Source organism: Stenotrophomonas sp. IS26 (assembly GCF_054188265.1).
In genome coordinates this window covers 1-22,174 of the sequence record NZ_JBSZJV010000032.1, presented here as the reverse complement: position 1 = coordinate 22,174, position 22,174 = coordinate 1, and the positions used below count along the sequence as shown (strand labels likewise).

General features: G+C 66.1%; 27 protein-coding genes, 1 other RNA gene and 1 pseudogene. 17 read left to right on the top strand and 12 right to left on the bottom strand.

Going from position 1 to position 22,174, the window contains the following annotated elements:
• The 3 genes from ACW6W5_RS17545 to ACW6W5_RS17535 form a co-directional block, all read left to right on the top strand.
• The coding region (locus ACW6W5_RS17545; RefSeq protein ID WP_458233670.1) for an efflux RND transporter permease subunit at positions 1-899 on the top strand (899 nt) is incomplete at its 5' end.
• Between the two features lie 25 nt (positions 900-924).
• The gene (locus ACW6W5_RS17540) at positions 925-1,662 is read left to right on the top strand and encodes an SDR family oxidoreductase (protein ID WP_152151592.1); all 738 of its coding nucleotides are present in this window, start codon (positions 925-927) and stop codon (positions 1,660-1,662) included.
• Complete coding sequence (locus ACW6W5_RS17535) at positions 1,656-3,086, top strand: efflux transporter outer membrane subunit (RefSeq protein ID WP_152151594.1); 1,431 nt, start codon at positions 1,656-1,658, stop codon at positions 3,084-3,086. Before ACW6W5_RS17540 ends, ACW6W5_RS17535 begins: the two co-directional genes overlap by 7 nt.
• A gap of 141 nt (positions 3,087-3,227) precedes the next feature.
• Here ACW6W5_RS17535 and ACW6W5_RS17530 read toward each other — a convergent pair whose 3' ends face one another.
• The 3 genes from ACW6W5_RS17530 to ACW6W5_RS17520 form a co-directional block, all read right to left on the bottom strand.
• The gene (locus ACW6W5_RS17530) at positions 3,228-4,100 is read right to left on the bottom strand and encodes an endonuclease/exonuclease/phosphatase family protein (RefSeq protein WP_121041926.1); all 873 of its coding nucleotides are present in this window, start codon (positions 4,098-4,100) and stop codon (positions 3,228-3,230) included.
• 97 nt (positions 4,101-4,197) lie between these two features.
• Positions 4,198-4,866, bottom strand: coding sequence for a hypothetical protein (locus ACW6W5_RS17525; RefSeq protein ID WP_152151596.1), 669 nt, complete (start codon positions 4,864-4,866; stop codon positions 4,198-4,200).
• 55 nt (positions 4,867-4,921) lie between these two features.
• Complete coding sequence (locus ACW6W5_RS17520; protein ID WP_121041930.1) at positions 4,922-5,332, bottom strand: g-type lysozyme inhibitor; 411 nt, start codon at positions 5,330-5,332, stop codon at positions 4,922-4,924.
• Positions 5,333-5,602: 270 nt separating this feature from the next.
• On the opposite strand from ACW6W5_RS17520, the gene ACW6W5_RS17515 reads away from it, so the two are divergent.
• Together ACW6W5_RS17515 and ACW6W5_RS17510 are read left to right on the top strand one after the other, a co-directional pair.
• Positions 5,603-5,779: a hypothetical protein gene (locus tag ACW6W5_RS17515; protein WP_193222755.1), complete on the top strand. Its 177-nt coding sequence runs from the start codon at positions 5,603-5,605 to the stop codon at positions 5,777-5,779.
• A 127-nt stretch (positions 5,780-5,906) separates the two neighbouring features.
• A complete protein-coding gene (locus tag ACW6W5_RS17510) occupies positions 5,907-6,242 on the top strand; it encodes a hypothetical protein (protein WP_226956590.1) in 336 nt (111 codons plus the stop codon).
• 4 nt (positions 6,243-6,246) lie between these two features.
• On the opposite strand, the gene ACW6W5_RS17505 is transcribed toward ACW6W5_RS17510, so the two are convergent.
• Positions 6,247-6,516 carry a hypothetical protein gene (locus ACW6W5_RS17505; RefSeq protein WP_152151597.1) on the bottom strand — a complete coding sequence of 90 codons (270 nt, stop codon included), beginning with the start codon at positions 6,514-6,516 and terminating at the stop codon, positions 6,247-6,249.
• Between the two features lie 210 nt (positions 6,517-6,726).
• On the opposite strand from ACW6W5_RS17505, the gene ACW6W5_RS17500 reads away from it, so the two are divergent.
• The 3 genes from ACW6W5_RS17500 to ACW6W5_RS17490 are packed head-to-tail and all read left to right on the top strand — an operon-like array spanning position 6,727 to position 9,156.
• Positions 6,727-8,232, top strand: a complete 1,506-nt coding sequence (locus ACW6W5_RS17500) for an MFS transporter (RefSeq protein WP_152151599.1) — start codon at positions 6,727-6,729, stop codon at positions 8,230-8,232.
• Positions 8,233-8,237: 5 nt separating this feature from the next.
• Positions 8,238-8,789, top strand: a complete 552-nt coding sequence (locus tag ACW6W5_RS17495) for a TetR/AcrR family transcriptional regulator (RefSeq protein ID WP_152151601.1) — start codon at positions 8,238-8,240, stop codon at positions 8,787-8,789.
• Between the two features lie 55 nt (positions 8,790-8,844).
• Positions 8,845-9,156 (top strand): hypothetical protein, encoded by a 312-nt coding sequence (locus tag ACW6W5_RS17490; protein WP_152151603.1) that lies wholly within the window; start codon positions 8,845-8,847, stop codon positions 9,154-9,156.
• A 139-nt stretch (positions 9,157-9,295) separates the two neighbouring features.
• Here the strand turns inward: ACW6W5_RS17490 and ACW6W5_RS17485 are convergent, their stop codons facing one another.
• Complete coding sequence (locus ACW6W5_RS17485) at positions 9,296-9,541, bottom strand: helix-turn-helix transcriptional regulator (RefSeq protein WP_152151605.1); 246 nt, start codon at positions 9,539-9,541, stop codon at positions 9,296-9,298.
• A 1,069-nt stretch (positions 9,542-10,610) separates the two neighbouring features.
• Here ACW6W5_RS17485 and ACW6W5_RS17480 point away from each other — a divergent pair.
• Positions 10,611-10,823 carry a hypothetical protein gene (locus ACW6W5_RS17480; protein WP_152151607.1) on the top strand — a complete coding sequence of 71 codons (213 nt, stop codon included), beginning with the start codon at positions 10,611-10,613 and terminating at the stop codon, positions 10,821-10,823.
• Here ACW6W5_RS17480 and ACW6W5_RS17475 read toward each other — a convergent pair.
• The 4 genes and pseudogenes from ACW6W5_RS17475 to ACW6W5_RS17460 all read right to left on the bottom strand — a co-directional run bounded on the left by ACW6W5_RS17475 (position 10,811) and on the right by ACW6W5_RS17460 (position 13,052).
• Positions 10,811-11,686, bottom strand: coding sequence for a tyrosine-type recombinase/integrase (locus ACW6W5_RS17475; protein ID WP_226956591.1), 876 nt, complete (start codon positions 11,684-11,686; stop codon positions 10,811-10,813). The two genes, ACW6W5_RS17480 and ACW6W5_RS17475, sit on opposite strands and share 13 nt — an antisense overlap.
• Positions 11,687-11,837: 151 nt before the next feature.
• Positions 11,838-12,026: pseudogene (locus tag ACW6W5_RS17470) on the bottom strand (Arm DNA-binding domain-containing protein); the annotation flags it as partial.
• Between the two features lie 162 nt (positions 12,027-12,188).
• Positions 12,189-12,591: a transfer-messenger RNA gene (gene ssrA, locus ACW6W5_RS17465) on the bottom strand.
• 107 nt (positions 12,592-12,698) lie between these two features.
• Positions 12,699-13,052 carry a hypothetical protein gene (locus ACW6W5_RS17460; protein ID WP_152151609.1) on the bottom strand — a complete coding sequence of 118 codons (354 nt, stop codon included), beginning with the start codon at positions 13,050-13,052 and terminating at the stop codon, positions 12,699-12,701.
• A 191-nt stretch (positions 13,053-13,243) separates the two neighbouring features.
• On the opposite strand from ACW6W5_RS17460, the gene ACW6W5_RS17455 reads away from it, so the two are divergent.
• Entirely contained in the window at positions 13,244-13,969 is a 726-nt protein-coding gene (locus ACW6W5_RS17455; RefSeq protein ID WP_226956592.1) for a hypothetical protein, read from the top strand.
• Positions 13,970-14,026: 57 nt separating this feature from the next.
• Here the strand turns inward: ACW6W5_RS17455 and smpB are convergent, their stop codons facing one another.
• Positions 14,027-14,530: an SsrA-binding protein SmpB gene (smpB, locus tag ACW6W5_RS17450; protein ID WP_088433158.1), complete on the bottom strand. Its 504-nt coding sequence runs from the start codon at positions 14,528-14,530 to the stop codon at positions 14,027-14,029.
• A 57-nt stretch (positions 14,531-14,587) separates the two neighbouring features.
• Between smpB and ACW6W5_RS17445 the strand changes: the two genes are divergently transcribed.
• Together ACW6W5_RS17445 and ACW6W5_RS17440 are read left to right on the top strand one after the other, a co-directional pair.
• Positions 14,588-15,016 (top strand): type II toxin-antitoxin system RatA family toxin, encoded by a 429-nt coding sequence (locus ACW6W5_RS17445; RefSeq protein ID WP_026069778.1) that lies wholly within the window; start codon positions 14,588-14,590, stop codon positions 15,014-15,016.
• A gap of 3 nt (positions 15,017-15,019) precedes the next feature.
• Positions 15,020-15,280, top strand: a complete 261-nt coding sequence (locus tag ACW6W5_RS17440; protein ID WP_121042054.1) for an RnfH family protein — start codon at positions 15,020-15,022, stop codon at positions 15,278-15,280.
• 16 nt (positions 15,281-15,296) lie between these two features.
• On the opposite strand, the gene ACW6W5_RS17435 is transcribed toward ACW6W5_RS17440, so the two are convergent.
• Positions 15,297-15,689, bottom strand: a complete 393-nt coding sequence (locus tag ACW6W5_RS17435) for an outer membrane protein assembly factor BamE (RefSeq protein ID WP_121042056.1) — start codon at positions 15,687-15,689, stop codon at positions 15,297-15,299.
• A 104-nt stretch (positions 15,690-15,793) separates the two neighbouring features.
• Between ACW6W5_RS17435 and fur the strand changes: the two genes are divergently transcribed.
• Positions 15,794-16,201, top strand: a complete 408-nt coding sequence (gene fur, locus ACW6W5_RS17430; RefSeq protein ID WP_070470227.1) for a ferric iron uptake transcriptional regulator — start codon at positions 15,794-15,796, stop codon at positions 16,199-16,201.
• A 126-nt stretch (positions 16,202-16,327) separates the two neighbouring features.
• On the opposite strand, the gene recN is transcribed toward fur, so the two are convergent.
• Entirely contained in the window at positions 16,328-17,989 is a 1,662-nt protein-coding gene (gene recN / locus ACW6W5_RS17425) for a DNA repair protein RecN (RefSeq protein WP_121042058.1), read from the bottom strand.
• Positions 17,990-18,114: 125 nt separating this feature from the next.
• On the opposite strand from recN, the gene hrcA reads away from it, so the two are divergent.
• The 4 genes from hrcA to ACW6W5_RS17405 form a co-directional block, all read left to right on the top strand.
• The gene (hrcA, locus tag ACW6W5_RS17420) at positions 18,115-19,182 is read left to right on the top strand and encodes a heat-inducible transcriptional repressor HrcA (protein ID WP_088433152.1); all 1,068 of its coding nucleotides are present in this window, start codon (positions 18,115-18,117) and stop codon (positions 19,180-19,182) included.
• Positions 19,183-19,264: 82 nt separating this feature from the next.
• Complete coding sequence (gene grpE, locus ACW6W5_RS17415) at positions 19,265-19,780, top strand: nucleotide exchange factor GrpE (protein WP_121042061.1); 516 nt, start codon at positions 19,265-19,267, stop codon at positions 19,778-19,780.
• Positions 19,781-19,955: 175 nt separating this feature from the next.
• Complete coding sequence (gene dnaK, locus ACW6W5_RS17410; RefSeq protein WP_121042063.1) at positions 19,956-21,884, top strand: molecular chaperone DnaK; 1,929 nt, start codon at positions 19,956-19,958, stop codon at positions 21,882-21,884.
• Between the two features lie 164 nt (positions 21,885-22,048).
• The coding region (locus ACW6W5_RS17405; RefSeq protein WP_458233671.1) for a DnaJ domain-containing protein at positions 22,049-22,174 on the top strand (126 nt) is incomplete at its 3' end.

Below are 22,174 nucleotides of genomic sequence, written 5' to 3'. Positions count from 1 at the left end.
TGGGCTCGGCGTACGTGAACGACTTCAACCAGTTCGGTCGCACCTGGCAGGTGATCGCCCAGGCCGACGGCCAGTTCCGTGACAGCGTGGAAGACATCGGTCGCCTGCGCACCCGCAACAACCGCGGCGAGATGGTGCCGATCGGCTCCATGGTCACCGTGAAGCAGACCTACGGCCCGGACCCGGTGCTGCGCTTCAACGGTTACCCGGCGGCCGATCTGGCCGGCGAAGCCGACCCGCGGATGCTGTCCTCGGCCGAGGCCATGACCAAGCTGACCGAAATCGCCGGCAAGGTGCTGCCGGTGGGCATGCAGACCGAGTGGACCGACCTGAGCTACCAGCAGGCCACCCAGGGCAAGGCCGCCTTCATCGTGTTCCCGGTGGCGATCCTGCTGGCGTTCCTGGTGCTGGCCGCGCTGTATGAAAGCTGGTCGCTGCCGCTGGCGGTGATCCTGATTGTCCCCATGACCCTGCTGTCTGCGTTGTTCGGCGTATGGATGACGGGCGGTGACAACAACGTGTTCGTGCAGGTCGGCCTGGTGGTGCTGATGGGCCTGGCATGCAAGAACGCCATCCTGATCGTCGAGTTCGCCCGAGAACTGGAAATGGGCGGCAAGGGCATCGTGGAGGCTGCACTGGAAGCGTGCCGCCTGCGTCTGCGCCCGATCGTGATGACCTCCATCGCGTTCATCGCCGGCACCATCCCGCTGGTGATCTCGCATGGCGCCGGTGCGGAAGTCCGCTCGGTGACCGGTATCACGGTGTTCGCCGGCATGTTGGGCGTCACCCTGTTCGGCCTGTTCCTGACCCCGGTGTTCTACGTGGCCCTGCGCAAGTTCGTCAGCCGTAATGGCGGCGGGCAGCTGGTGACCCACGGCGAACCGACCATCCACCACTGATTCCTTCCCCCGCGAGGTTTTTCCTATGAATACCGCTACCCAAAAGATCGCCCTGGTCACCGGTGCCACCCGCGGCATCGGCCTGGAAACCGTCCGTCAGCTGGCCCAGGCCGGCGTGCATACGCTGCTGGCCGGGCGCAAGCGCGACGTCGCCGTGGCCGAGGCGCTGAAGCTGCAGGCCGAGGGCCTGCCGGTGGAAGCGATCCAGCTCGACGTCGGTGATGCCGCCAGCATCGCCGCCGCCGTGCAGACCGTGACCGAGCGTCACGGCCGCCTGGACATCCTGGTCAACAACGCCGGCATCCTGCTCGACGACATCAAACTGGCCCCCTCGGCGCAGACCCTGCAGACCTGGCGCGACACCTTCGACACCAACGTGTTCGCGGTGATCGCCGTCACCCAGGCGTTCCTGCCGCTGCTCAACGCCTCGTCGGCCGGCCGCATCGTAAACGTGTCCAGCATCCTGGGCTCGCTGACCCTGCACAGCCAACCGGGCTCGCCGATCTACGGCTTCGCGGTGCCGGCCTACAACGCCTCCAAGAGCGCGGTGAACGCCTGGACCGTGCAGCTGGCCTATGAGCTGCGCGAGAGCACCACCAAGGTCAACACCGTGCATCCGGGCTACGTCAAAACCGACATGAACGGTGGCGAGGGTGAGATCGAGATCAGCGAAGGCGCGCGTTCCAGCGTCGGCATGGCACTGATCGATGCCGATGGCCCGAACGGCAGCTTCACCTACCTCGGCGAGGTGCTGCCATGGTGATCCGCCTGTTGACCGTGGCCGTGACCAGCGCGCTGCTGGCCGGCTGCGTCAGCGTCGGCCCCAACTACCAGGCGCCGCCGGCCGAGCCGGTGACCCTGCAGGGCGCCGCCGCGCCGGTGTTCACCACCACCTCGCCGGTGGCGAGCTGGTGGGCCCAGTTCGACGACCCGGTGCTGGAGCAGCTGGTGCATGACGCACTGGGTACCAACCTGGACCTGCGCATCGCGATGTCGCGCGTGCGTGAGGCCCGCGCGGTGTTCGTCGAGCAGCGCCTGGACCAGTTGCCGCATGTGACCAGCGGCGGCAGCTACGACCGTCGCAAGCAGCCCGATGCAACGGTGGGTGGCGAGCGCGTCTTCAGCGAAAGCTACCAGCTCGGCTTCGATGCCGGCTGGGAGCTGGATCTGTTCGGCCGCCAGCGCCGTGCCGCCGAAGCGGCGCGCGCGGACCTGGGCGCCGAGCAGGACAACCTCGCCGATGCACAGGTCACCGTCGCCGCCGAAGTGGCCCGCAACTACTTCGAACTGCGTGGTACCCAGAAGCGCATCGCGGTGGCAAAACGCACGCTGGTCAACCTGCGCGACACTCAGAAACTCACCGAAACCCGGTGGGAACTGGGCGCCGGCAGCGAACTGGATGTGCAGAGCAGCCGCGCGCGTCTGAAGGCGATCGAGGCCGACATCCCGCTGCTGGAAGTGGCCGAAGTGCAGTCGCGTCATCGCTTGGCGGTGCTGCTGGGCCAGCGCCCGGATGCACTGGACAGCCTGCTGCAGCCGCGCGAGATGCGGCCGTACGCCAAGGCGTTGCCGCTCGGTGACACCACCGATCTGCTGCGTCAGCGCGCCGATGTGCGCGTGGCCGAGCGTCGGCTGGCTGCGGCGACCGCACGCGTTGGCGTGGCCACGGCTGACCTGTTCCCGAGGATCAGCCTGAGCGGGTTTGTCGGGTTCCTGTCCGGCGACGCCAGTGGCCTGGTCAACGGCAACAACAAGGCGTGGTCGGTGACCCCGTCGATCAGCTGGGCCGCGTTCGATTTCGGCACGGTGAAGGCACGTCTGCGCGCGAGCAAGGCACAGGCCGACGGTGCCGCGGCCGAGTACGAAAAGGCCGTGCTGCTGGCACTGGAAGACACCGAGAACGCACTGACGCGTTACGCCAAGCAGCAGGCCCGCCTGGCGATCGTCGCCGAGCAGGCCCAGGCGGCAGGGCGCGCCGAGGAGTTGGCGCAGATCCGCTTCCGCGAGGGCTCGGAAGACTTCCTGACCCTGTTGGATGCACAGCGCACGCAGCTGGCTGCAAATGATGCGCTCGCCGAGGCCGAATCCACGGTCAACGTCAGCGTGGTCGGTGTGTACAAGGCCTTGGGTGGTTGGGGCCAGCAGCAGGATGCGGCCAACACCCCGGTGGCGGTCACGCAACGCTGACCGCACCATTGGGAACGGGACGGCGAGGGCGCCGTCCCGATGGAAGGCTGAGCAACAGCCGTCAATTGCTGTAAGCGCAGGGCTGCTGCGCGGCCGGGGCAAGCCGATGGACGGTGCAGTGACCGCCCATCGCGCGTGTCCTTACTTGCCCGTCGGTGTGGGCACGGGGAACCGCAGTTCCGCCTGCACCGGGTAGTGATCCGAAGGCAGCACGCCACCGGGTTTCTGGTCCAGCGTGCTGAAGTGGTCCACGCTGAAACCGCGCACCAGGATCCAGTCCAGTTCCACCGTCGGCTTGCCGGTGAAATCATGGAAGGTCAGGCGCGGGCCGTCGACCTTGGCGGCGAGTTTTCGCGCATCGCCCAACGCAGCGGTAAACGCCTTGTAGGTCTCACTACCGGGCTCACTGTTGAAATCGCCGGTGACCACCACCGGGATGTCCTTGGGCAGTGTGGCCAGCCGCGAGACGATCAGCTTCGCGCCGAGTACGCGGCGCGGCTCATCTTCATCACGGTAGGGCAGGTGGGTGTTGAACAGATAGAAGCGCTGGCCATCGGCATGACGCTGGAACAGTGCCCAGGTCACCATGCGCGGGAACAGGTTGCCCCAGGTGATGCTGCCCGGCACGTCCGGTGTATCGGAGAGCCAGAAGTCCCCCGATTCCAGCACTTTCAGGCGCGCCGTGTCGTACAGCACGCCCATGTGTTCGTCGCCGTTGCCGCCGCGGCGGTCCCTGCCGAACAAGGTGTAGCCCGGCAGGTGGGCAACCAGATACTCGCCCTGTTTCTGCACCAGCTCCTGGGTGCCGATCACCTCGGGCTTCTGCTCACGGATCAGCGTGACCATCGCATCGCGGCGGTCTTCCCAGCGCTTGCCCGGATCGGTGTCGGCCGGTGTGCGTACGTTGAAAGACATCACCTTCAATGCGTCCGGTGCCTGCGCCCAGGCGCTGCCCAGCGGGGCGGCGAACATCATCAGGGCCAGCAGCGCGGGCCGATGGAAACGAGACAGCATGTGGAATCCCTCCATTCCATGAAATCGTTCCCAAAGGGTCGCATGGATGGGCAGGGAAAGGATATGCGGGACATGGCGGTTGGTCGGGGTGGCGCCCTCAGCTCGAAAGCAGGATCACGCCGATCGTCATATTGATCGCTGCCCCCAACACCAGCACCCACACCGTGGACAGGATCGTGTTCAACCAGGAGCGCTGCAGCGCGATCTTCAGCCACCCGGCCTGCACCACCGCATACCAGAGCGCGGCGAGCACGCCGACCGCGATGCCCAGCGTGGTCGACAACTGGCCCGGAAGCCGCACGAACACCATGCTGGTGGACAGCGCCACCGCGAACGGTGCGGTCAGGTAGCACTGCATGAAGAACGGGCGTCGCAGCGACTCGCGGGTCATCGGCACGTGCTTGCGACGCAGCAGGTGCGTGGTGGTCACCAGCGGCCAGATCGCGAACGTGATCGAGCGGTACAGCAGCAGGCTCTCCTCATTGCCAAAGATCGAGCGCGACAACGCCCCGGTGCCGACCACCTGCTGGTGCAGCATCAGCTCCACCCCGTGCGCGACCAGCACCGCCAGCATCAGGAACATGGGCGGGCTGATCGCATCGTCGAACTGGCGCTCCAGCTTTTCCTTCAGCTCGGTATCCACGTACTGGGCCATCCGCCGCGGATACACGATCACGCGGTACAGCGTGCGTGGGAAAAACAGGAACCAGGTGCACAGCTCGTAGAGGAACTCTTCCAGCGACCGCAGCAGTTTGAGGAAGTCCATCCCGGGGTCCTTGCGAGGGGGAAGCCAGCACCGCCGAGGATACCCGGGACAGGGCTCAGCGGATCGCGACTGTCAGGCTGTGCGGTGCCTTTTCATTGCGACGCGCCTGGGCACGCATCTGGTAGACCTGCACGACATAGGTGCCGGTGGTCGGCAGGGTGCCGCTCCAGCGTCGCTTCTCGTTGTTGCTGCCCAGTGCCTCCCCCTGGCCGGGCGTCACGCCGGGCGCAAACACATTGAAATTGGCATTGGGACTGCCGTCGATCGTCACCGCCATGGTCTGGCCGGCACGCGCGGCGATCGTGTAGCGGACGGTGTCATAGCCGGACAACGTGCCGCGCACGGTGGCACTGCTGGCGCCCTTGGTGAAGTGCACGGGGGTGGTGGTGACCTTGTCCGCCGCGGTGGCCAGCATCGGCGTCAGGGCGAGCAGAGTGGTCAACAGCAGCGAGCGGAGCGGCGTCATGGCATGTCCTTGGTGGCCCCGACAGGGGTGTTTCGTCTCGAGCATGAGCGCGACCCGATCAAGGGATTGTCGAGGCGCTGTGGTTCACCGCCGACGGGTGATGAACGAAATGTGCTCTATCGGTGTCGCTTTCCAGTGCGTCCTGAATTGTTTACGCAGGTGCCCGGCGCGTGCATGCACAAGCGCCCATCACGCACACATGGGTAACGCCGGCAGGCCTAGCGTGGATTCACCGGCACCACTTCGATGCCGAACACCGGAGATACGGCAATGGCCAACACCCCGAACCCGCAGCAGGGTCAGAATGATCCGCAGCGCAACGCCCCGCAGCAGGGTCAGCAGGAGCAGCAGGATCAGCGCGATCGCGATGCCCAGAAGCAGCAGCAACAGCAGGACCAGGATCAGCAGGGTCAGCGCTCGGGCCAGCAGAACGATCAGGAAGAATAAAACGGGTCCGTACGCACCGTGGCCCGGCCGGGTTGGCCGGGCCGTTTGTGTTGCGGCCAGCGAGAAAGCATCGCGTGTTCCTGAACGTCTTCGGGCACCCGCCCGGCTGACCGGCTACCATGCCCGCATGAGCATCCCCGTACCGGACAGCAGCGTGCCGCGCCTGCTGGGTTTCGACGTCCCGACATTGCAGACCATTGTCGATCACGGCGCGGATGAGGCCATTGTGGCCATGCTTGATGTTGTGCCCGATGCCCACTGGCTGGCGCTGTTCGACGAACGCGTGGCCGCGCTCAAGGGCGAACTCGGCCTGGCTGGGGTCGAACTGGACGGCACCTCGATTCTGTTCTTCGGCTCCATCGCCGACAGCCGCCGCCTGGCGACCGCCGTGTCGGCCCTGATCAATGCCATCAACATGGAAGTGGCCGGCCATACCGATCCGTTCCAGCCGACGGCGCCGTAGCCCCTCACGAATCGATACGGCACGCGCGCAGCAGCGCGCTGTCACTCAGGCCCGCATCTGCAGTGCGATAGGGAGCAGGGCAGGTGCCGCGGATCTCGGTCACCCACAGCACCATCATGCCGACGATGCGATGGGCCTCGTTGGGCCACTGTGCGACCAGCCGATCATGGATGGCGTCATACACCGCCCAGCGCTCGGCGGCTGACATCCCGCCTGCCCAGCACTGCGCCAACTCGGCATGCGCCAGCCGAAAAGCCTCTTTCTGTCCGTCCATAGCGTCCCCCCGACACAGTCCATACCGGACAGGCGCCTGCCTGCCCGGGTGAGCCCCCTCCAATGAGGTAAACGCAGTTGGGCCGGCACACCGGCCAGCGCGCAGTGCGCAGACGGTGTGTCGCCGCAGGCTGAACGCGTCGGCGGCATCCGGCCAAACAGTACAGGACGTCCTGTATAGTTACGATCCCATTGCCCCCTCTGAGGCCCCATGACCCCGACCAAGACCCAGCGCTGGAGTCTGCTGCTCACCGTTGCCGCCGGCCTGTTGCTGATCACGCTCGACAACTCGGTGCTCTACACCGCCTTGCCCACGCTGACCAAGGAACTGGGTGCGACCCCGCTGCAGGGCCTGTGGATCATCAACGCCTATCCCCTGGTGATGGCTGGCCTGCTGCTGGGTGCCGGTACCCTCGGCGATCGCCTGGGGCACCGCCGCATGTTCCTGATCGGCTTGGCGATCTTCGGCATCGCCTCGCTGCTGGCCGCGTTCGCGCCGGACGCCAATCTGCTGATCGCCGCGCGCGCGCTGTTGGCCGTGGGCGCGGCGGCGATGATGCCCGCCACGCTGGCGCTGATCAGCCTGACCTTCGAAGACGAGCGCGAGCGCAACCTGGCCATCGCCGTGTGGGGCTGCATTTCCATCGTCGGCGCGGCCCTCGGCCCGATCGTCGGTGGCGTGCTGCTGGCGCACTTCTGGTGGGGCGCGGTGTTTCTGATCAATGTGCCGATCGTGCTGCTGGCCATGGTCGGGGCCGTGCTGTTCGCGCCGCACGGGCGGCCTGATGCAAGCAAGCCATGGGACCTGATCTCCTCGCTGCTCAGTTTGATCGCCTTGTCCGGCCTTGTGGTGGCGATCAAGGAGGTCGCGCATGCGCCGCCGAACGGGCTGCTCGCAGCCGGTGCGGCGCTGGTATTCGTGGTGGGGCTGGTGCTGTTCCTGCGCCGCCAGCGCCGCCTGCCGTATCCGATGCTCGACGTGGCCATCTTCCGCAATGCGCCGTTCCTGGCCGGTGTGCTCTCTGCGGCGTTTGCGATGTTCGCCATCGCCGGCCTGCAGTTGCTGACCACCCAGCGCTTCCAGCTGGTCGCCGACTACACCCCCTTGCAGGCGGGCCTGCTGGTGTCCGTGGTGGCGATCGGGTGCCTGCCCAGCGCCATTTTCGGTGGCATGTTCCTTCACCGCGTCGGGCTGCTGCCGCTGATCACCGGTGGGCTGGGCGCAGGCACCGCGGGCGTGCTGCTGGTGGCGATGACGTTCGGCAGCGACCTCGGCTGGACCATCGCCGGGCTGCTGCTCACCGGGCTGGGCATGGGCGCCACCATCTCCGTGGCCTCCACCGCGATCATCGGCAACGTGCCCCCGCACCGCGCCGGCATGGCCTCCTCGGTGGAGGAGGTGTCCTATGAATTCGGCAGCCTGTTCGCGGTCTCCCTGCTGGGCAGCCTGATCGCTGCGCTGTACTCGGCCACCGTGACGCTGCCGGACGGTGTGGACGCTGCGGCGGGCGAGAGCATCCAGCAGGCGTTCGCCCTGGCCGCGCAGCCCGGTGCCGATGCAGGCTGGCTACGTGCTGCCGCCAGCGCCTACGATGCCAGCTATGTCTGGATACTGTATGTGATCGCCGCCGTGCTGCTGCTCGGTACCGTCGTCACCGGCGTGCTGCTGCGCCGCCATGGCCCCGGCACCGCCACCACCGTCTCCCACGCCCACTGAAGCCCATGCGCCCGAGTAACCGAACCAACATCCTCGATGCCGCCGTCCGCGTGATCGAACGCGACGGCATCACAGCGCTCACTTTCGAAGCCGTCGCTGCCGAATCCGGCATCGCCCGGGGCGGGTTGCTGTATCACTTCCCCTCGCGTGATGCGTTGCTGCAGGGCATCCACCAGCACCTGGCCGGCGTGTGGGACGCGAGCATGATCGAGGCCGCGGGCAAACCTGCCGACGAGGCGGAGACCACCGAGCGCTACCAGGCCTACGCGCTCACCTGCGCGCAGACGGCCACCCGGGCCGAACTGCAGCTGATGTTCGACGCGGCCGCCACCGACGAGAACATGCAGCCGTGGACCGATGTGGTCGAACGCTGGTCGCCGCCCACGCCGCAGGACCTGAGCGACCCGGCTGCGCTGGACCTGTTCATCGCCAAGCTCGCCGCCGACGGCATGTGGGTGTTCGAAGCGCTGTCGCGCTCGCGGCTGGCGCCGAAGGTGCGGCAGGCCATCGCCGACCGGCTGGCGCAGATGATTGCGGCCGCCTCAAAGACAGCGTGATGCCTGCCATGCGGGTACCCTTGGCGGTTCACTTCTTGAACGACGGGAACGCCTGATGGATTACCAGCTTGTGATCAAGTTCTGGCGAAAGTCGCTGGACGACGAGGCCTTTCTGGCCACGCTGGAGGCCGAGCTGACCAACGCGCTCGGCAAGGCCGCCACGCTGGACGGCTACGACGTCAGCGCGAAAGAGATCAACCTTTTCATGTTCACCGCGGATCCGCGCCCGACGTTCCGGAAGACCAAGGATGTGCTGGAGGCGATGGGCGTGCTGCACAGCGTGTCCGCGGCGTACCGGCTGGTGGGCGGTGCGCAGTTCACCTCGGTGTGGCCGCTGCGGATGGCGCGGAAGTTTACGTTGCCGTGAGGGGGTGAGCGTCTGCGTCGGATGCGGAAGACGGGCACAAAAAAGGCCGGGACCTTCGATTTCTCTAGGGTTCCAGCCTTTTATGCACCGTCGAAACGGCTAATTGGTGGAGGTGGGCTCTGCCTTCCACCGTCGAGCTTTATGCGGCAAGGGGCGGGACGCTGGAATCTTGGTCTGTACCCCCAGCCGTACCCCCAGTTTCGTTGGCATGATCCCGCTCCGAAACTCGCTCCGAAATCCACGCCTCAACTTCGGATTCCACCCACCGAACCGAGCTCCCCAAGGTGGCCGGTTTCGGGAAGGATCCGACCGAAATGCGCGAATAGAGGGTCGAATTCGAGAGCCCGATCGGAGCGTGCACGTGCTGGACAAGGTGCGGGACCATGCCCCCCTCTGTTAGTGCCGGTGGCGGGACTGTTACTGTCGGTGGTGGGACTAGGCTGGCTTGCACTAGTGCCGGTGGTGGGTCGGTTATCTGTAAAATTGTTCAAATGTAGCTAGGGCTGGTGGCTCAGTCTGGTCGGCGTTCGTTTCACTTGCCGGCGCCAACTGTGGCATCGCGCGAACTTGCGAATTGATTCTTGAGTTTTGGAGGGTGATTATGAATGTTTGGCCGCGCCGGCTTCCCCCGTCTCGACTCTTAGGCTATGCGATCGTTGCGCTGCTTGGCCTGGGATTCGTTATTGTTTTCGCGTCGGCACTTGACCAATGGCATTGGTTGGTTCCGTACCTATTTGGGCTATCTGTTGCGTTGGGAATTCTGGCAATCATTTGTGTTCCGTATGCTACGGGTTCAAAACGTCGACGCGCCGATAGCGATATTAATCTCTAGTTCTCGCGCGCTCCTCTGCGTTGCGCCCCCGCGGAGCGCTCGCAGCATGTGGCGAACCACGCCATCACATCATGGAGCTGGCGGGCGCTTCCGGCGGTCCTGTAGTCCGGTTGAAGGCGCGCTGCGTCAGCGCCGGGTGGAAGGTGTCCAATTCTGCGTAGAACCACAGACCGGAAGCGATCGGCCTCGAGAGCGCAGCTTTTGGCACTCCGCGCGCGAAGATCGCGAGTGCTTGCATCGCGGTTTCGTAGTCTCGCACCTGGTCGGCGATGAGCGGCTCGCCATAATCTGCTGTCGATCGGGCTCCACGTCTTCCAAGGGACATGCACGGGAGGCCTTAGAACTGGCTCTGCGTGCGCGCCAATGTGACTCCAGACTCTTGGGAGGGCGTCGTCCGCCGGCGCGTCCCGGCTAGCACCGTGGACGCCGCACTTGCGACAGCTACGATCTTGGCGTAATCGGGTCGGGGCTGTTGGAGGGCAGGCATTAATAGCGGATTCGCCTGGATATCGATCAGCGCGAAGTGGCCCGCGCTGCCCGCGAAAGAACCGGACCTGGCAGGCAGTCAGCCGGCGTTGCCTCCGTATCGGCGCGTGCGACCGCCGCAGGCGACAGTAGCTGCATGGATCAGAAGAGCATCGGCAAGGCGCGCTGGGCGCGCGCGCGGGCGGCTTCGCTATGGCAGCAGGCCGACGACTTGGACAGCAACCACAGTGGGGATTGGCGGGCGAGGGCGACTCGCCGCCGCGGGGCTGACCGCCTCCGCGCCGAGGCCGCGCGGTTCAATGGCATCGCCAACCGGCTGCAGCCCTTCGACGAGGATCAGGCGGCCTGATCCGGCCGCAAGGCGACGACGTTGCCGGTGCGCAGGCGGTCCAGGTAGTCCGCCCATTCCTGCATCATCCGGGTTCGCTCCACCAGGTGCGTGGTCCGGTTGTAGGCTCTGCCGTTCGGGTCCTTCACCGCGTGCGCCAACTGGTGCTCGATGATGTCAGGCCGGTAGCCCAGAACCTCGTCCAGCAGCGTGCGTGCGGTCGCCCGGAAGCCGTGGCCGGTGACCGTGTCCTTGTCAAATCCCATGACACGCAGAGCCGCCAGCACGGCCATCTCCGACGTAGGCCGTTTGTCGGTGCGCCCGCCGGCGAAGACGTACAGGCCGTGGCCGGTGATCTTCTGCAGCTCGTTCAGCACCTCTACCGCCTGCCGGGCCAGCGGAAGGATGTGCGCCTGGCGCATCTTCATGCGCGCGGCCGGGATGCTCCATACAGCGGCGTCCAGATCGATCTCGGTCCATTCCGCCTGCCGCAGCTCGCCCGGCCTGACGAATACCATCGGCGCCAGCTTCAGCGCGGCCTGGATCACCCGTGTGCCGTGATAGGCGTGCAGGGCACGCAGTAGGCCGCCCAGCTGGACGGGGTCGACGATGGCTGCGTGGTTTTTCTCCGGCGCGGGCACCAGCGCTCCGCGCAGGTCAGCTACCGGGTTGCGTTCGGCGCGATCGGTGGCCACGGCGTAGCGCATGACCTGCCCGCAGTGCTGCATCACCCGGTGGGCTGATTCGAAAGCAGCCCGAGCCTCCATCCGCCGGGCTACCTGCAGGAAGTCCGAGGCCTTCAGGTCGCCGGCGCGCCGAGCGCCGATGTACCAGAAGACGTCCTTCTCGAACCAGGCGATCACCTTCTTGCGGTAGGCCGGCACCTACGGGCGTCCAGCGAGCCACTCCCGGGCGATGACCTCGAAGCTCTCGCCGTCCGCCACGGCACGGGAGGCGGTCGCGGCCTTGCGGTGTTCGCTCGGGGTCAACGCCGCTGGCCAGCAGGCGCCGCGCGTCCTCTCGTGCCTCTCTGGCCTTGGCCAGGCTGACCTCGGGGTAGATCCCCATGCCCAGCAGCTTCTCCTTGCCGTTGACGCGGTACTTCCAGCGCCAATAGCGGGAGCCATTCGGGTGGACCAGCAGGAACAGACCACCACCGTCAGACAGCTTCTGCTGCTTCTCGGTGGCCTTTACGCGACGGATCGCGGCATCGGACAGGGGCATGGGGGTACAAGGTTTTCAGGGCGGGCTTGTACCCCTAGATATACCCCCAGCGTCTCATGGGCTGCAACGGAACAGGCCGGACAACCCCGGACAACAAAAAAGCCGGAACCCCTTGTTTGACGGGAGGTTCCGGCTTTCTGTGGTCCTTGTGGGACCGTCTAATGGTGGAGGTGGGCGGAATTGAACCGCCGTCCGAAGGCACTCCATCCCCGGTACTACATGCTTAGCTCACCGTTGAATCTCATCCTGTGGCAGCACGGTGTGCAAAGCGCACCCCAGGACCAGCCTGCTTTAGTTAAGTCGTGACTGACAGGCAGCCATCACAACCGGTTCCGTGATAATGACCCTACATCTACGAGCACGGGCACAAGTAGGTTCGGGGGTTCGCCTAAGGCGGCTGTAGAACTAAACGCTAAAGCTGTTTTTAGGCAGCGATTGCGAAGTCGTTCGAACCGTAGTTGTCGTCGTTGGCAACTAAAAGTTTGCTGCTGGATTAACGAGGAAAGCTGCCCCCTCGGCATGCACCAAGTAACTTCACAACCCCCGTCGAAACCAATGCACCCCCGGTTTCTTCAAGAACCGCACTTCATCCGGAAAACAGCACCGGAACTCTACTTGACGGGTTGGATGCTACTCCAATCCAGCTGAACAGTCACCTTGCCCGCCAAGGACTTACTTCTGCAGCTGGCGGCGGCTGTCGGCCTTGTGGCGGGCCTTTTCCTTCTTCAGGCGGTTGTGCTCGTTGCGCACGGTCATCGCCTGCTTCTTGGCCTGCGGTTCGACCCGGGCCATCAGCGATTCCACCTGGGCCACCAGGCGGCGGTGCTCCAGGCTGTCGTAGCTCTGGGTTTCCGAGGCGGCGCGCTTGGCGTTGCGGATCAGGTAGGTCAGCACCTTGAGCAGCGCGGCCGGGTCCATGGCGCGGGCGAGTTCGTCAAAGATGAACTCCAGCGCCGCCACGTCGGCGCGCAGGGTGGTCAGTTCGTCCGCCGCCAGTGCGGGTGCCGGGGTAGTTTCGAGAGTCACGCGCGGATCCTTTCCGTATCAATGCGGGGATTCTGACAGTTGTGTGGGGTTGGCGGGGAAAGATCGTTATCCCGCTGGCGTCCGCGGGTCAGGTGGGGCGGGCGCCCTGGCGCACCGGCGGACTACAATCCGGCCCCAGAAGAGTGGTTACAGACAAGGACGGCGCGTTGAAGAGGCAGGTGTGGATCGCAATGGCGATGCTGGCGGCGGCAATGCTCGGGGCAGCCTGCGTTTGGCGGTCGACGTCGGGGGCGCAGGCGCCGGGTGGGGCAGCGCAGGCATCGAAACCAGCCGGACAGGCGGCCACGCCTTCGGTTGAAGCGGCGCCGACCCCCTCGACCAAACCGCCGCATCCCTTCCCCGATCTCCGCCGCTCGCGGGAGGGCCTGGAAATCGCCCAGGACCCCTTCAGTAGTGGCCACCCGGAGGAGCGGCGCTGGCTCGACCAGCACGGCTTCCCCAATGGCGCGCAGTGGACCCGCTATCAACAGGCGTCCGATGCCGAGCTTGACCAGGCGGCACGGGCAGGCGACACGGTGGCGGCCACGATGCGCGATGCGCGGCGGCTGGGCGCCGATCCGAGGGCTGAAAGCCGTTTGCTGGCCGCGGGCGCGGAAGGCGATCTGTTCGCGCTGAGCCTGCTGTCGTCCTGGAAGGCGGGCGCCAATGCGGCCGGGATTCCCGAGGCCTACGCGATATCCCGCGTGGCCGAAATGCGCGGCGACCTCACCACGGCGCTGCACCGGGAAATGATGCTGGGTGGGCGGCTGACCAGCGAGCAGCGCCTGTTGGCCGAGGCCGAGGCGCTGCACCTGAATCTGCATCTCAATGCGCTGTATCGCCAGAAGCACGGTGTGGACCCGCCGCCGGTGGAGATGCGCCCGTATCAGGTGGATCCGGACGATACCCAGCGCTGACCGCGCGGGCAGGGCATTACCACCGCTTGCGCAGATACAGGCCCGCCACGCGTTCCATCAGGCGTCGCGGTTGTGCCGGCGCATCGTGCGCGACTTCTCGCGCGCCCAGTCGCGGTCCTTCTCGGCATCGCGCTTGTCGTGGGTCTGCTTGCCCTTGGCCAGCGCGATCTCGAGCTTGATCTTGTTCTTGCTCCAGTACATCGCGGTGGGCACGATCGTGTAGCCATCGCGCTGCACTTTGCCGATCAGCTTGTCGATCTCGCTGCGATGCAGAAGCAGCTTCCGCTCGCGACGGTCGTTGGCCACCATGTGCGAAGAGGCCTGGATCAACGGGGTGATCTGCGCACCGATCAGGTAGATCTCGCCATCACGCACATAGGCGTAGGCATCGATGATGTTGCCGCGCCCGGCGCGGATCGACTTCACCTCCCAGCCCTGCAGGGCCAGGCCGGCTTCGAAGCGATCTTCGATGTGGTACTCGTGACGGGCACGCTTGTTGAGCGCGATGGTTTTGTTGGCCGTCGCGTCCTTTGCTTTATCCTTGCCGCTGTTCTTGCTCATTTCCCTATTGTCTCCGATTCGGGCACGCCCGGTCGATTCATCAGACATCTGTATCGCATGCCAACTATCCGACGTAGTGCCCTGGTCGAACATTCGGCTGCCCGCATGTTCGACCTGGTCAATGATATTGACGCCTATCCGCGCCGCTTCCGCTGGTGTTCGGCCTCCCAGATCCTGGAGTCCGGCCCGGACCGCCTGGTTGCGCGCCTGGATCTGGGCTTTGGGTCGTTCTCGACCTGGTTCATGACCGAGAACACGCTGCAGCGCCCGCACAGCATCGATATGCAGCTCAAGGACGGGCCGTTCAAGCGCCTGCACGGGCGCTGGGAATTCCATGCGCTGGCCGAGGACGCCTGCAAGGTCACCCTGACGCTGGAGTTCGAGCCGACCTCACGCCTGCTCGGTCCGGCCCTGGCGCTGGGCTTCCAGGGCCTGGCCGACCGCATGGTGAATGATTTCGTCCGCGTCGCCGACGCCCAGGACTGAGCCGTGATCACCGTCGAGGTGGTGCTGGCCTGGCCCGATCGGGCCGCGTCGCGGGTGCTGTCGCTGCCCGAAGGCACTACGATCGCCCAGGCCATCGCCGTGGCCGCCATTGACGGCAGCGCGCAATGCCCGGCAGTGGCCGTGCACGGCCTGCTGGCCAAGCCGGATCAGGTGCTGCGCGAGGGCGACCGGGTCGAGCTGCTGCGTCCGCTGCTGGCCGACCCGAAAGACAACCGCCGCCGGCGCGCACGCGCCGGCGGCTGAGTGAAGAAGTCAGGCCTCAGCGGCCGCGCTTCTTCTTGTCCTTGGGCAGGTTGCGGCCGAACTGGCGCACCGTGCTGCGGGCCAGCTGGGCATCATCGCTGGCGAAGTACTCGCCGTCCCAGCGGGTGACCGCGTCGTTCTCGAAGTAGACGGTGAAGTTCTTCACGTCCGTCTTGCCCACGCGGTTCACGCGCTGGCTGGCGGTGTAGTCCCAGCGCTGGGCATGGAACGGGTCCGCGACGGAGGGCGTGCCGAGCAGGGCACTGACCTGCTGCTTGCTCTGGCCCACCTGCAGCTGACCGACGGCCTGCTCCCGGATCAGGTTGCCCTGATAGATGGGTTGCTTGTAAATGATGCCGCAGCCCGTGGTGGACAGGGCAACGGCGGCGACCAGCAGGAGATTGCGCATCGGGGAATGGCGTTTGGGGAAATCGAGTCGATGATACACTCCTGACGTGTCGCCGCGACCCAATCCGAGGCAGCTGGCGCTAAATCGCCAATGAACGGAGAAGTATGGAAACCCACGACCTGCGCAAAGTCGGCCTGAAGGTGACCCATCCGCGTATGCGGATCCTGGCGCTGCTCGAGCAGCGCAATGCCAGTCACCACATGACCGCCGAAGACATCTACCGCCAGCTCCTGGAGCACGGGGATGAGATCGGCCTGGCCACGGTGTACCGGGTGCTGACCCAGTTCGAGGCCGCCGGCCTGGTGCTGAAGCACAATTTCGAAGGTGGCCAGGCCGTCTACGAGCTGGACCGCGGTGGCCACCACGACCACATGGTCGATGTCGACAGTGGCAAGATCATCGAGTTCGAAAGCCATGAGATCGAGGAGCTGCAGCGCAAGATCGCGGCCGACCATGGCTACGAGCTGGAAGAGCACTCGCTGGTGCTCTACGTCCGCAAGAAGCGTCGGTAACGGCCTGCAGGCCGCCCGGATGCGATCAAAAAACCCCGGGCATGCCCGGGGTTTTCGTTTTCAGGGGGAGGCGCCGGTTCCGGCGGGGCGCCGGCCAGCGGCCGGCACTAGCCGATCACGGGGGCCTCAGGCCTGCAGCAGCTTGCGCGCCGCCGCCCGGGCTTCCTTGCTGACTTCCACGCCGCCCAGCATCCGGGCCAGCTCTTCTTCGCGGGCCTTGGTATCGAGCTTTTCGACCGCGCTCTGGGTCATGCCGTCCACCGGCGCCTTGCTGACCCGGTAGTGGGCGTGGCCCTTGGAGGCGACCTGGGGCAGATGGGTGACGCACAGCACCTGACGCTTCTCGCCCAAGGCGCGCAGCTTCTGCCCGACGATGTCGGCCACGGCGCCGCCGATGCCCGAATCGACCTCGTCGAAGACCATGGTCGGCACCGCGTCCAGGCCCAGCGCGGCGACTTCGATCGCCAGCGAGATACGGGAAAGCTCACCACCCGAGGCGACCTTGCGCAGGGCGCGCGGTGGCTGGCCGGCGTTGGCGGCGACCAGGAACTCGACCCGCTCGGCGCCGTTCGGGTCCGGCTTGGCCACGGTCTGCGGCTCGATATCGATCAGGAACTGACCGCCGCCCATGCCCAGCTCGCCGATCAGGGTGGTGGTGGTGTCCGACAGGGCCTTGGCGGCTTTCCGGCGGCTGGCGCTGAGCACCTCGGCCACGGTCTTCCACTGGCCGGCGGCACGGTCGATCTCGCCGGCCAGGGCCTGCAGGCGCTCGTCGGCACCGCGCAGCTGCTCGACTTCAGCCTCCATTGCGTCGCGGTGCTCGCCGAGCGCTTCCATCGGTACGCGGTGCTTGCGGGCGAGGTCGTGCAGGCGGCCGAGACGGCGCTCGATATCCTCGAACTGCTCCGGGTCGGCATCCAGGTCGTCATGCACGCGATCGAGCAGGGACAGCGCTTCGTCCAGCTGGATGGCGGCGCTGTCGAGCAGGGCATCGACCTCGCCGAGTCGGCTGTCGTGTTCGGCCACGCGGGCCAGGTCATGGCGGGTCTGCTGCAGCAGCTGCAGGACCGAGACCTCGTCATCCCCATTGAGGCGGCTGACGGCCACGTCGCAGGCGCCGATCAGCGCGCTGGCATGGGCCTGGCGGCGGTGGCTGCTGCCCAGGGTGGCGATCGAGGCCGGGTCCAGATCCTCACGCTTGAGCTCGCTGAGCTGGTGCTCCAGGTAGCCGATCCGGTCGCTCACGTCGCCCTGGCGCGAGAGCGCCTCGGCTTCATCGACCAGCGTCTGCCAGCGTGCCGCGGTCTGGCGGACCTGGGCGCGCTCGGCGTCGTTGCGGGCGAAGGCATCCAGCAGCGAGAGCTGCGAGGGGCGCGAGAGCAGCGCCTGCTGTTCGTGCTGGCCGTGGATCTCCACCAGCATGCCGGCCAGCTCGGTGAGCTGGGTCAGCGTCACCGGGCGGCCGTTGATGAAGGCGCGCGAGCCACCGTCGGCGCGGATCACCCGTCGCAACTGGCACTGTTCTTCGTCGTCCAGCTCGTTGTCGCGCAGCCACTGGCGGGCCGGCGCGTCGGCCAGCGGCGCGAATTCGGCCGAGAGCTCGGCGCGCGCGGCACCGTGGCGGACCACGCCGCTGTCGGCGCGCAGCCCGGACAAAAAGCCCAGCGCGTCCACCATCAGCGACTTGCCCGCGCCGGTTTCACCTGAGACCACGGTCATGCCGGCGCCGAATTCCAGCTCGGTGGCGCGGACGACCGCGAAATCCTTGATCGATAGATGTCTAAGCATGGTCTACGTTGTACACGAGGGGTGTCTCCAAGCCGCGCACGCTAGCATGGGCCGGGGGCGTCTCCAATGACTTGCCAACGCCCCGTGCAGCCATTATCTAAGTGGGCGTCTCACAGGCTGATTCCATGCATCCTTCCGCGTCCCATCTCGCCCCGCGCGCCCGCCATCTGCTGCGGACGCTGATCGCGCGCCACATCCAGGATGGGGAGCCGGTCGGCTCGCAGACCCTTGCCCGGCATGCCGGCCTGGATGTCAGCCCGGCCACGATCCGCAACATCCTGGGCGACCTGGAAGACCTCGGCCTGCTCAGCTCGCCGCACACCTCGGCCGGCCGGGTGCCGACCGCGCACGGCTACCGGGTGTTCGTGGACAGCCTGGTCAAGATGCAGCCGCCGGGCGAGGGCGAGCTCAGCCGCCTGCGCACCGAGCTGGCCACCGGCACCGGCACCCAGGCCCTGCTCGGCAGTGCCTCGGAGCTGCTCTCGGCGATGAGCCATTTCGTCGGGGTGGTCAGTGCCCCGCGCCGGGAGCAGTTCGCGTTCCGGCATATCGATTTCGTGGCGCTAGACGCGCGCCGGGTGCTGGCGATCCTGGTGTTCGCCGACAACGAGGTGCAGAACCGGGTGATCGAACCGCGCCGCGGCTTCAATCCCGGGGAGCTGGAGCAGGTCGCCAACTACCTCAATGCCAACTGCGCCGGGCGGCCGCTGGCCGAGATCCGGGCCCGGCTGCTGCTGGAGCTGCGCGATGCGCAGTCGGAAATGGAGCAACTGCTGGCGCACAGCATCGAGCTGGCCGAGCAGGCGATGGTGCCGCCGGCCGATGACATGGTGCTGGCCGGGCAGACCCGCCTGATGGGTGTGCAGGACCTGTCCGATCTGGAGCGCCTGCGCGAGCTGTTCGATGTGTTCGCCAGCAAGCGCGAGATCCTGCAGCTGCTCGAGCGCACCATCCAGGCCCCGGGCGTGCGCATCTTCATCGGCGAAGAGACCGGGGTGATGCCGCTGGAGAGCGTCTCGCTGGTCACCGCCCCGTACTCGGCCGATGGCCAGGTGCTGGGGGTGCTGGGGGTGATCGGCCCGAAGCGGATGGCCTACGACCGCATGATCCCGCTGGTGGAAGCCACCGCCCAGGTACTGGGGGCCGCGCTGGGCTCGCCCGCTGGCGGCGGATTGTCCCGCGATCGCGCATAAAGCGGCCCTGGACTCTTGAATCCCGTAGCCGCGCCCACATAGGGATGGGTGGAGGCGGAGAGTCACCGCCAAGGATCCGGAAATGAACCAAGATCAGTCAGATATCGCATCCCAGAATCCCGCCGGCGAGCCCGGCGCTGAGCCGTCCCTGCAGCAGCAGCTGGACAGCCTGCACAACGAGCTGGCCCTGCTGCGTTCGGAGTCGCTGCGCGAACGCGCCGACCTGGACAACCAGCGCAAGCGCGTTGCCCGCGACGTGGAACAGGCGCGCCGCTTCGCCAACGAAAAGCTGCTTGGCGAGCTGCTGCCGGTGTTCGACAGCCTCGATGCCGGCCTCAATGCCGCCGGCAGCGAGCCGAGCCCGCTGCGCGAAGGTCTCGAACTGACCTACAAGCAGCTGCTCAAGGTCGCCGCCGACAATGGCCTGACCCTGCTCGACCCGACCGGCCAGACCTTCAACCCAGACCACCACCAGGCCATCAGCCAGGTCGACGCGCCCGGCGCGGCGCCCGGCAGCGTGGTGCAGGTATTCCAGAAGGGCTACCTGCTCAACGACCGCCTGCTGCGGCCGGCGCTGGTCGTGGTGGCCCGCGACTGACCCACGGGTCGGTCCGCCGGGCCAGGCCCGGCGGTTCGACCGGACGCTGAACGCGTTGGGTCGCCATCGGACACTGTGTTTGATGGACGGCTTGAAAGTGTCCGCAGCGTCCCACACATCCCATTCATAACCCGGCAGCTGCCGGATGTACCCAGAACTTTCAGGAGTCTCCCTCATGGGCAAGATCATTGGTATCGACCTCGGCACCACCAACTCGTGTGTGGCGATCATGGACGGCGGCAAGGCCCGCGTCATCGAAAATTCGGAAGGCGATCGCACCACGCCCTCCATCGTCGCCTACACCAAGGACGGCGAAGTCCTGGTCGGCGCCTCGGCCAAGCGCCAGGCGGTGACCAACCCGAAGAACACCTTCTACGCTGTCAAGCGCCTGATCGGCCGCAAGTTCACCGACGCTGAAGTCCAGAAGGACATCGCGCACGTGCCCTACGGCATCCTGGCCCATGACAACGGCGACGCCTGGGTCCAGACCAGCGACGGCAAGAAGATGGCCCCGCAGGAAATCTCCGCCCGCGTGCTGGAGAAGATGAAGAAGACCGCCGAAGCGTTCCTGGGTGAGACCGTCACCGAGGCCGTGATCACCGTGCCAGCCTACTTCAACGACAGCCAGCGTCAGGCCACCAAGGACGCCGGCCGCATCGCCGGTCTGGAAGTCAAGCGCATCATCAACGAGCCGACCGCTGCTGCCCTGGCCTATGGCCTGGACAAGGGTGACGGCCGTGACCGCAAGATCGTTGTGTACGATCTGGGCGGCGGCACCTTCGACGTCTCGATCATCGAGATCGCCAACGTCGACGGTGAGAAGCAGTTCGAAGTGCTGGCCACCAACGGTGACACCTTCCTGGGCGGCGAAGACTTTGACAACCGCGTCATCGAATACCTCGTCGACGAGTTCAACAAGGACCAGGGCATCGACCTGCGCAAGGATCCGCTTGCCCTGCAGCGCCTGAAGGACGCCGCCGAGCGCGCCAAGATCGAGCTGTCCACCAGCCAGCAGACCGAAGTGAACCTGCCGTACGTCACCGCTGACGCGTCGGGCCCGAAGCACCTGAACATCAAGCTGACCCGCGCCAAGCTGGAAGCGCTGGTGGAAGACCTGATCAAGAAGTCGATCGAGCCGTGCCGCATCGCGCTGAATGATGCCGGCCTGCGTTCGAGCGACATCGGTGAAGTGATCCTGGTCGGCGGTCAGACCCGCATGCCGAAGGTGCAGCAGGCCGTGACCGAGTTCTTCGGCAAGGAACCGCGCAAGGACGTCAACCCGGACGAAGCCGTGGCACTGGGTGCTGCGATCCAGGGCGGCGTGCTGGGCGGCGACGTCAAGGACGTGCTGCTGCTGGACGTGACCCCGCTGTCGCTGGGCATCGAGACCCTGGGTGGCGTGTTCACCAAGATCATCGAGAAGAACACCACCATCCCGACCAAGGCCTCGCAGGTGTTCTCCACCGCCGAGGACAACCAGTCGGCCGTGACCGTGCACGTGCTGCAGGGTGAGCGTGAGCAGGCCCGCTTCAACAAGTCGCTGGCCAAGTTCGACCTCTCCGGCATCGAGCCGTCGCCGCGCGGCCTGCCGCAGGTGGAAGTGTCCTTCGACATCGACGCCAACGGCATCCTGCACGTGTCGGCCAAGGACAAGAAGACCAACAAGGAACAGAAGGTCGAGATCAAGGCCGGTTCGGGTCTGTCCGAGGACGAGATCGCACGCATGGTCGCCGACGCGGAAGCCAACCGCGAAGAAGACAAGAAGTTCCATGAGCTGGTCCAGGCCCGCAACCAGGCTGACGCGCTGATCCACGGTACCCGTACCGCGATCACCGAACACGGCAGCAAGGTCGGTGGCGATGTGATCGGCAAGGTGGAGTCGGCCCTGGCCGATCTGGAAATCGCGATGAAGAGCGATGACAAGGCACAGATCGAAGCCAAGTCGAAGGTGCTGGAAGAAGCCGGCCAGGCCCTGTTCGCGGCCTCCGCGGCAGCCGAGCAGGGTGGCGCGGCACCGGGCCCGGATGCCGGTGGCAACAGCGGCGCGCACGACGATGTGGTCGACGCCGAGTTCACCGAAGTCAAGGACGACAAGAAGTCCTGATCCGGCCATGACACGGGACGTTGCGCAGGCAACGTCCCGTTGTCGTATCCCCCTTCTGGTCCTGACAGCCGTATCCCGGCCTGTCGGGGCGCCCGGCGAAAGAGCGGACCTGGTGCCGCTCTTCCGTTTTGACGAATCCCGACTTCCGGAACCCGATTCAAGTTATGAGCAAGCGCGATTACTACGAAGTGCTGAGCGTGTCCCGCACCGCCAGCGATGAAGAACTGAAGAAGGCCTATCGCCGTTGCGCGATGAAGTTCCACCCGGACCGCAATCCGGGTGACAACGAG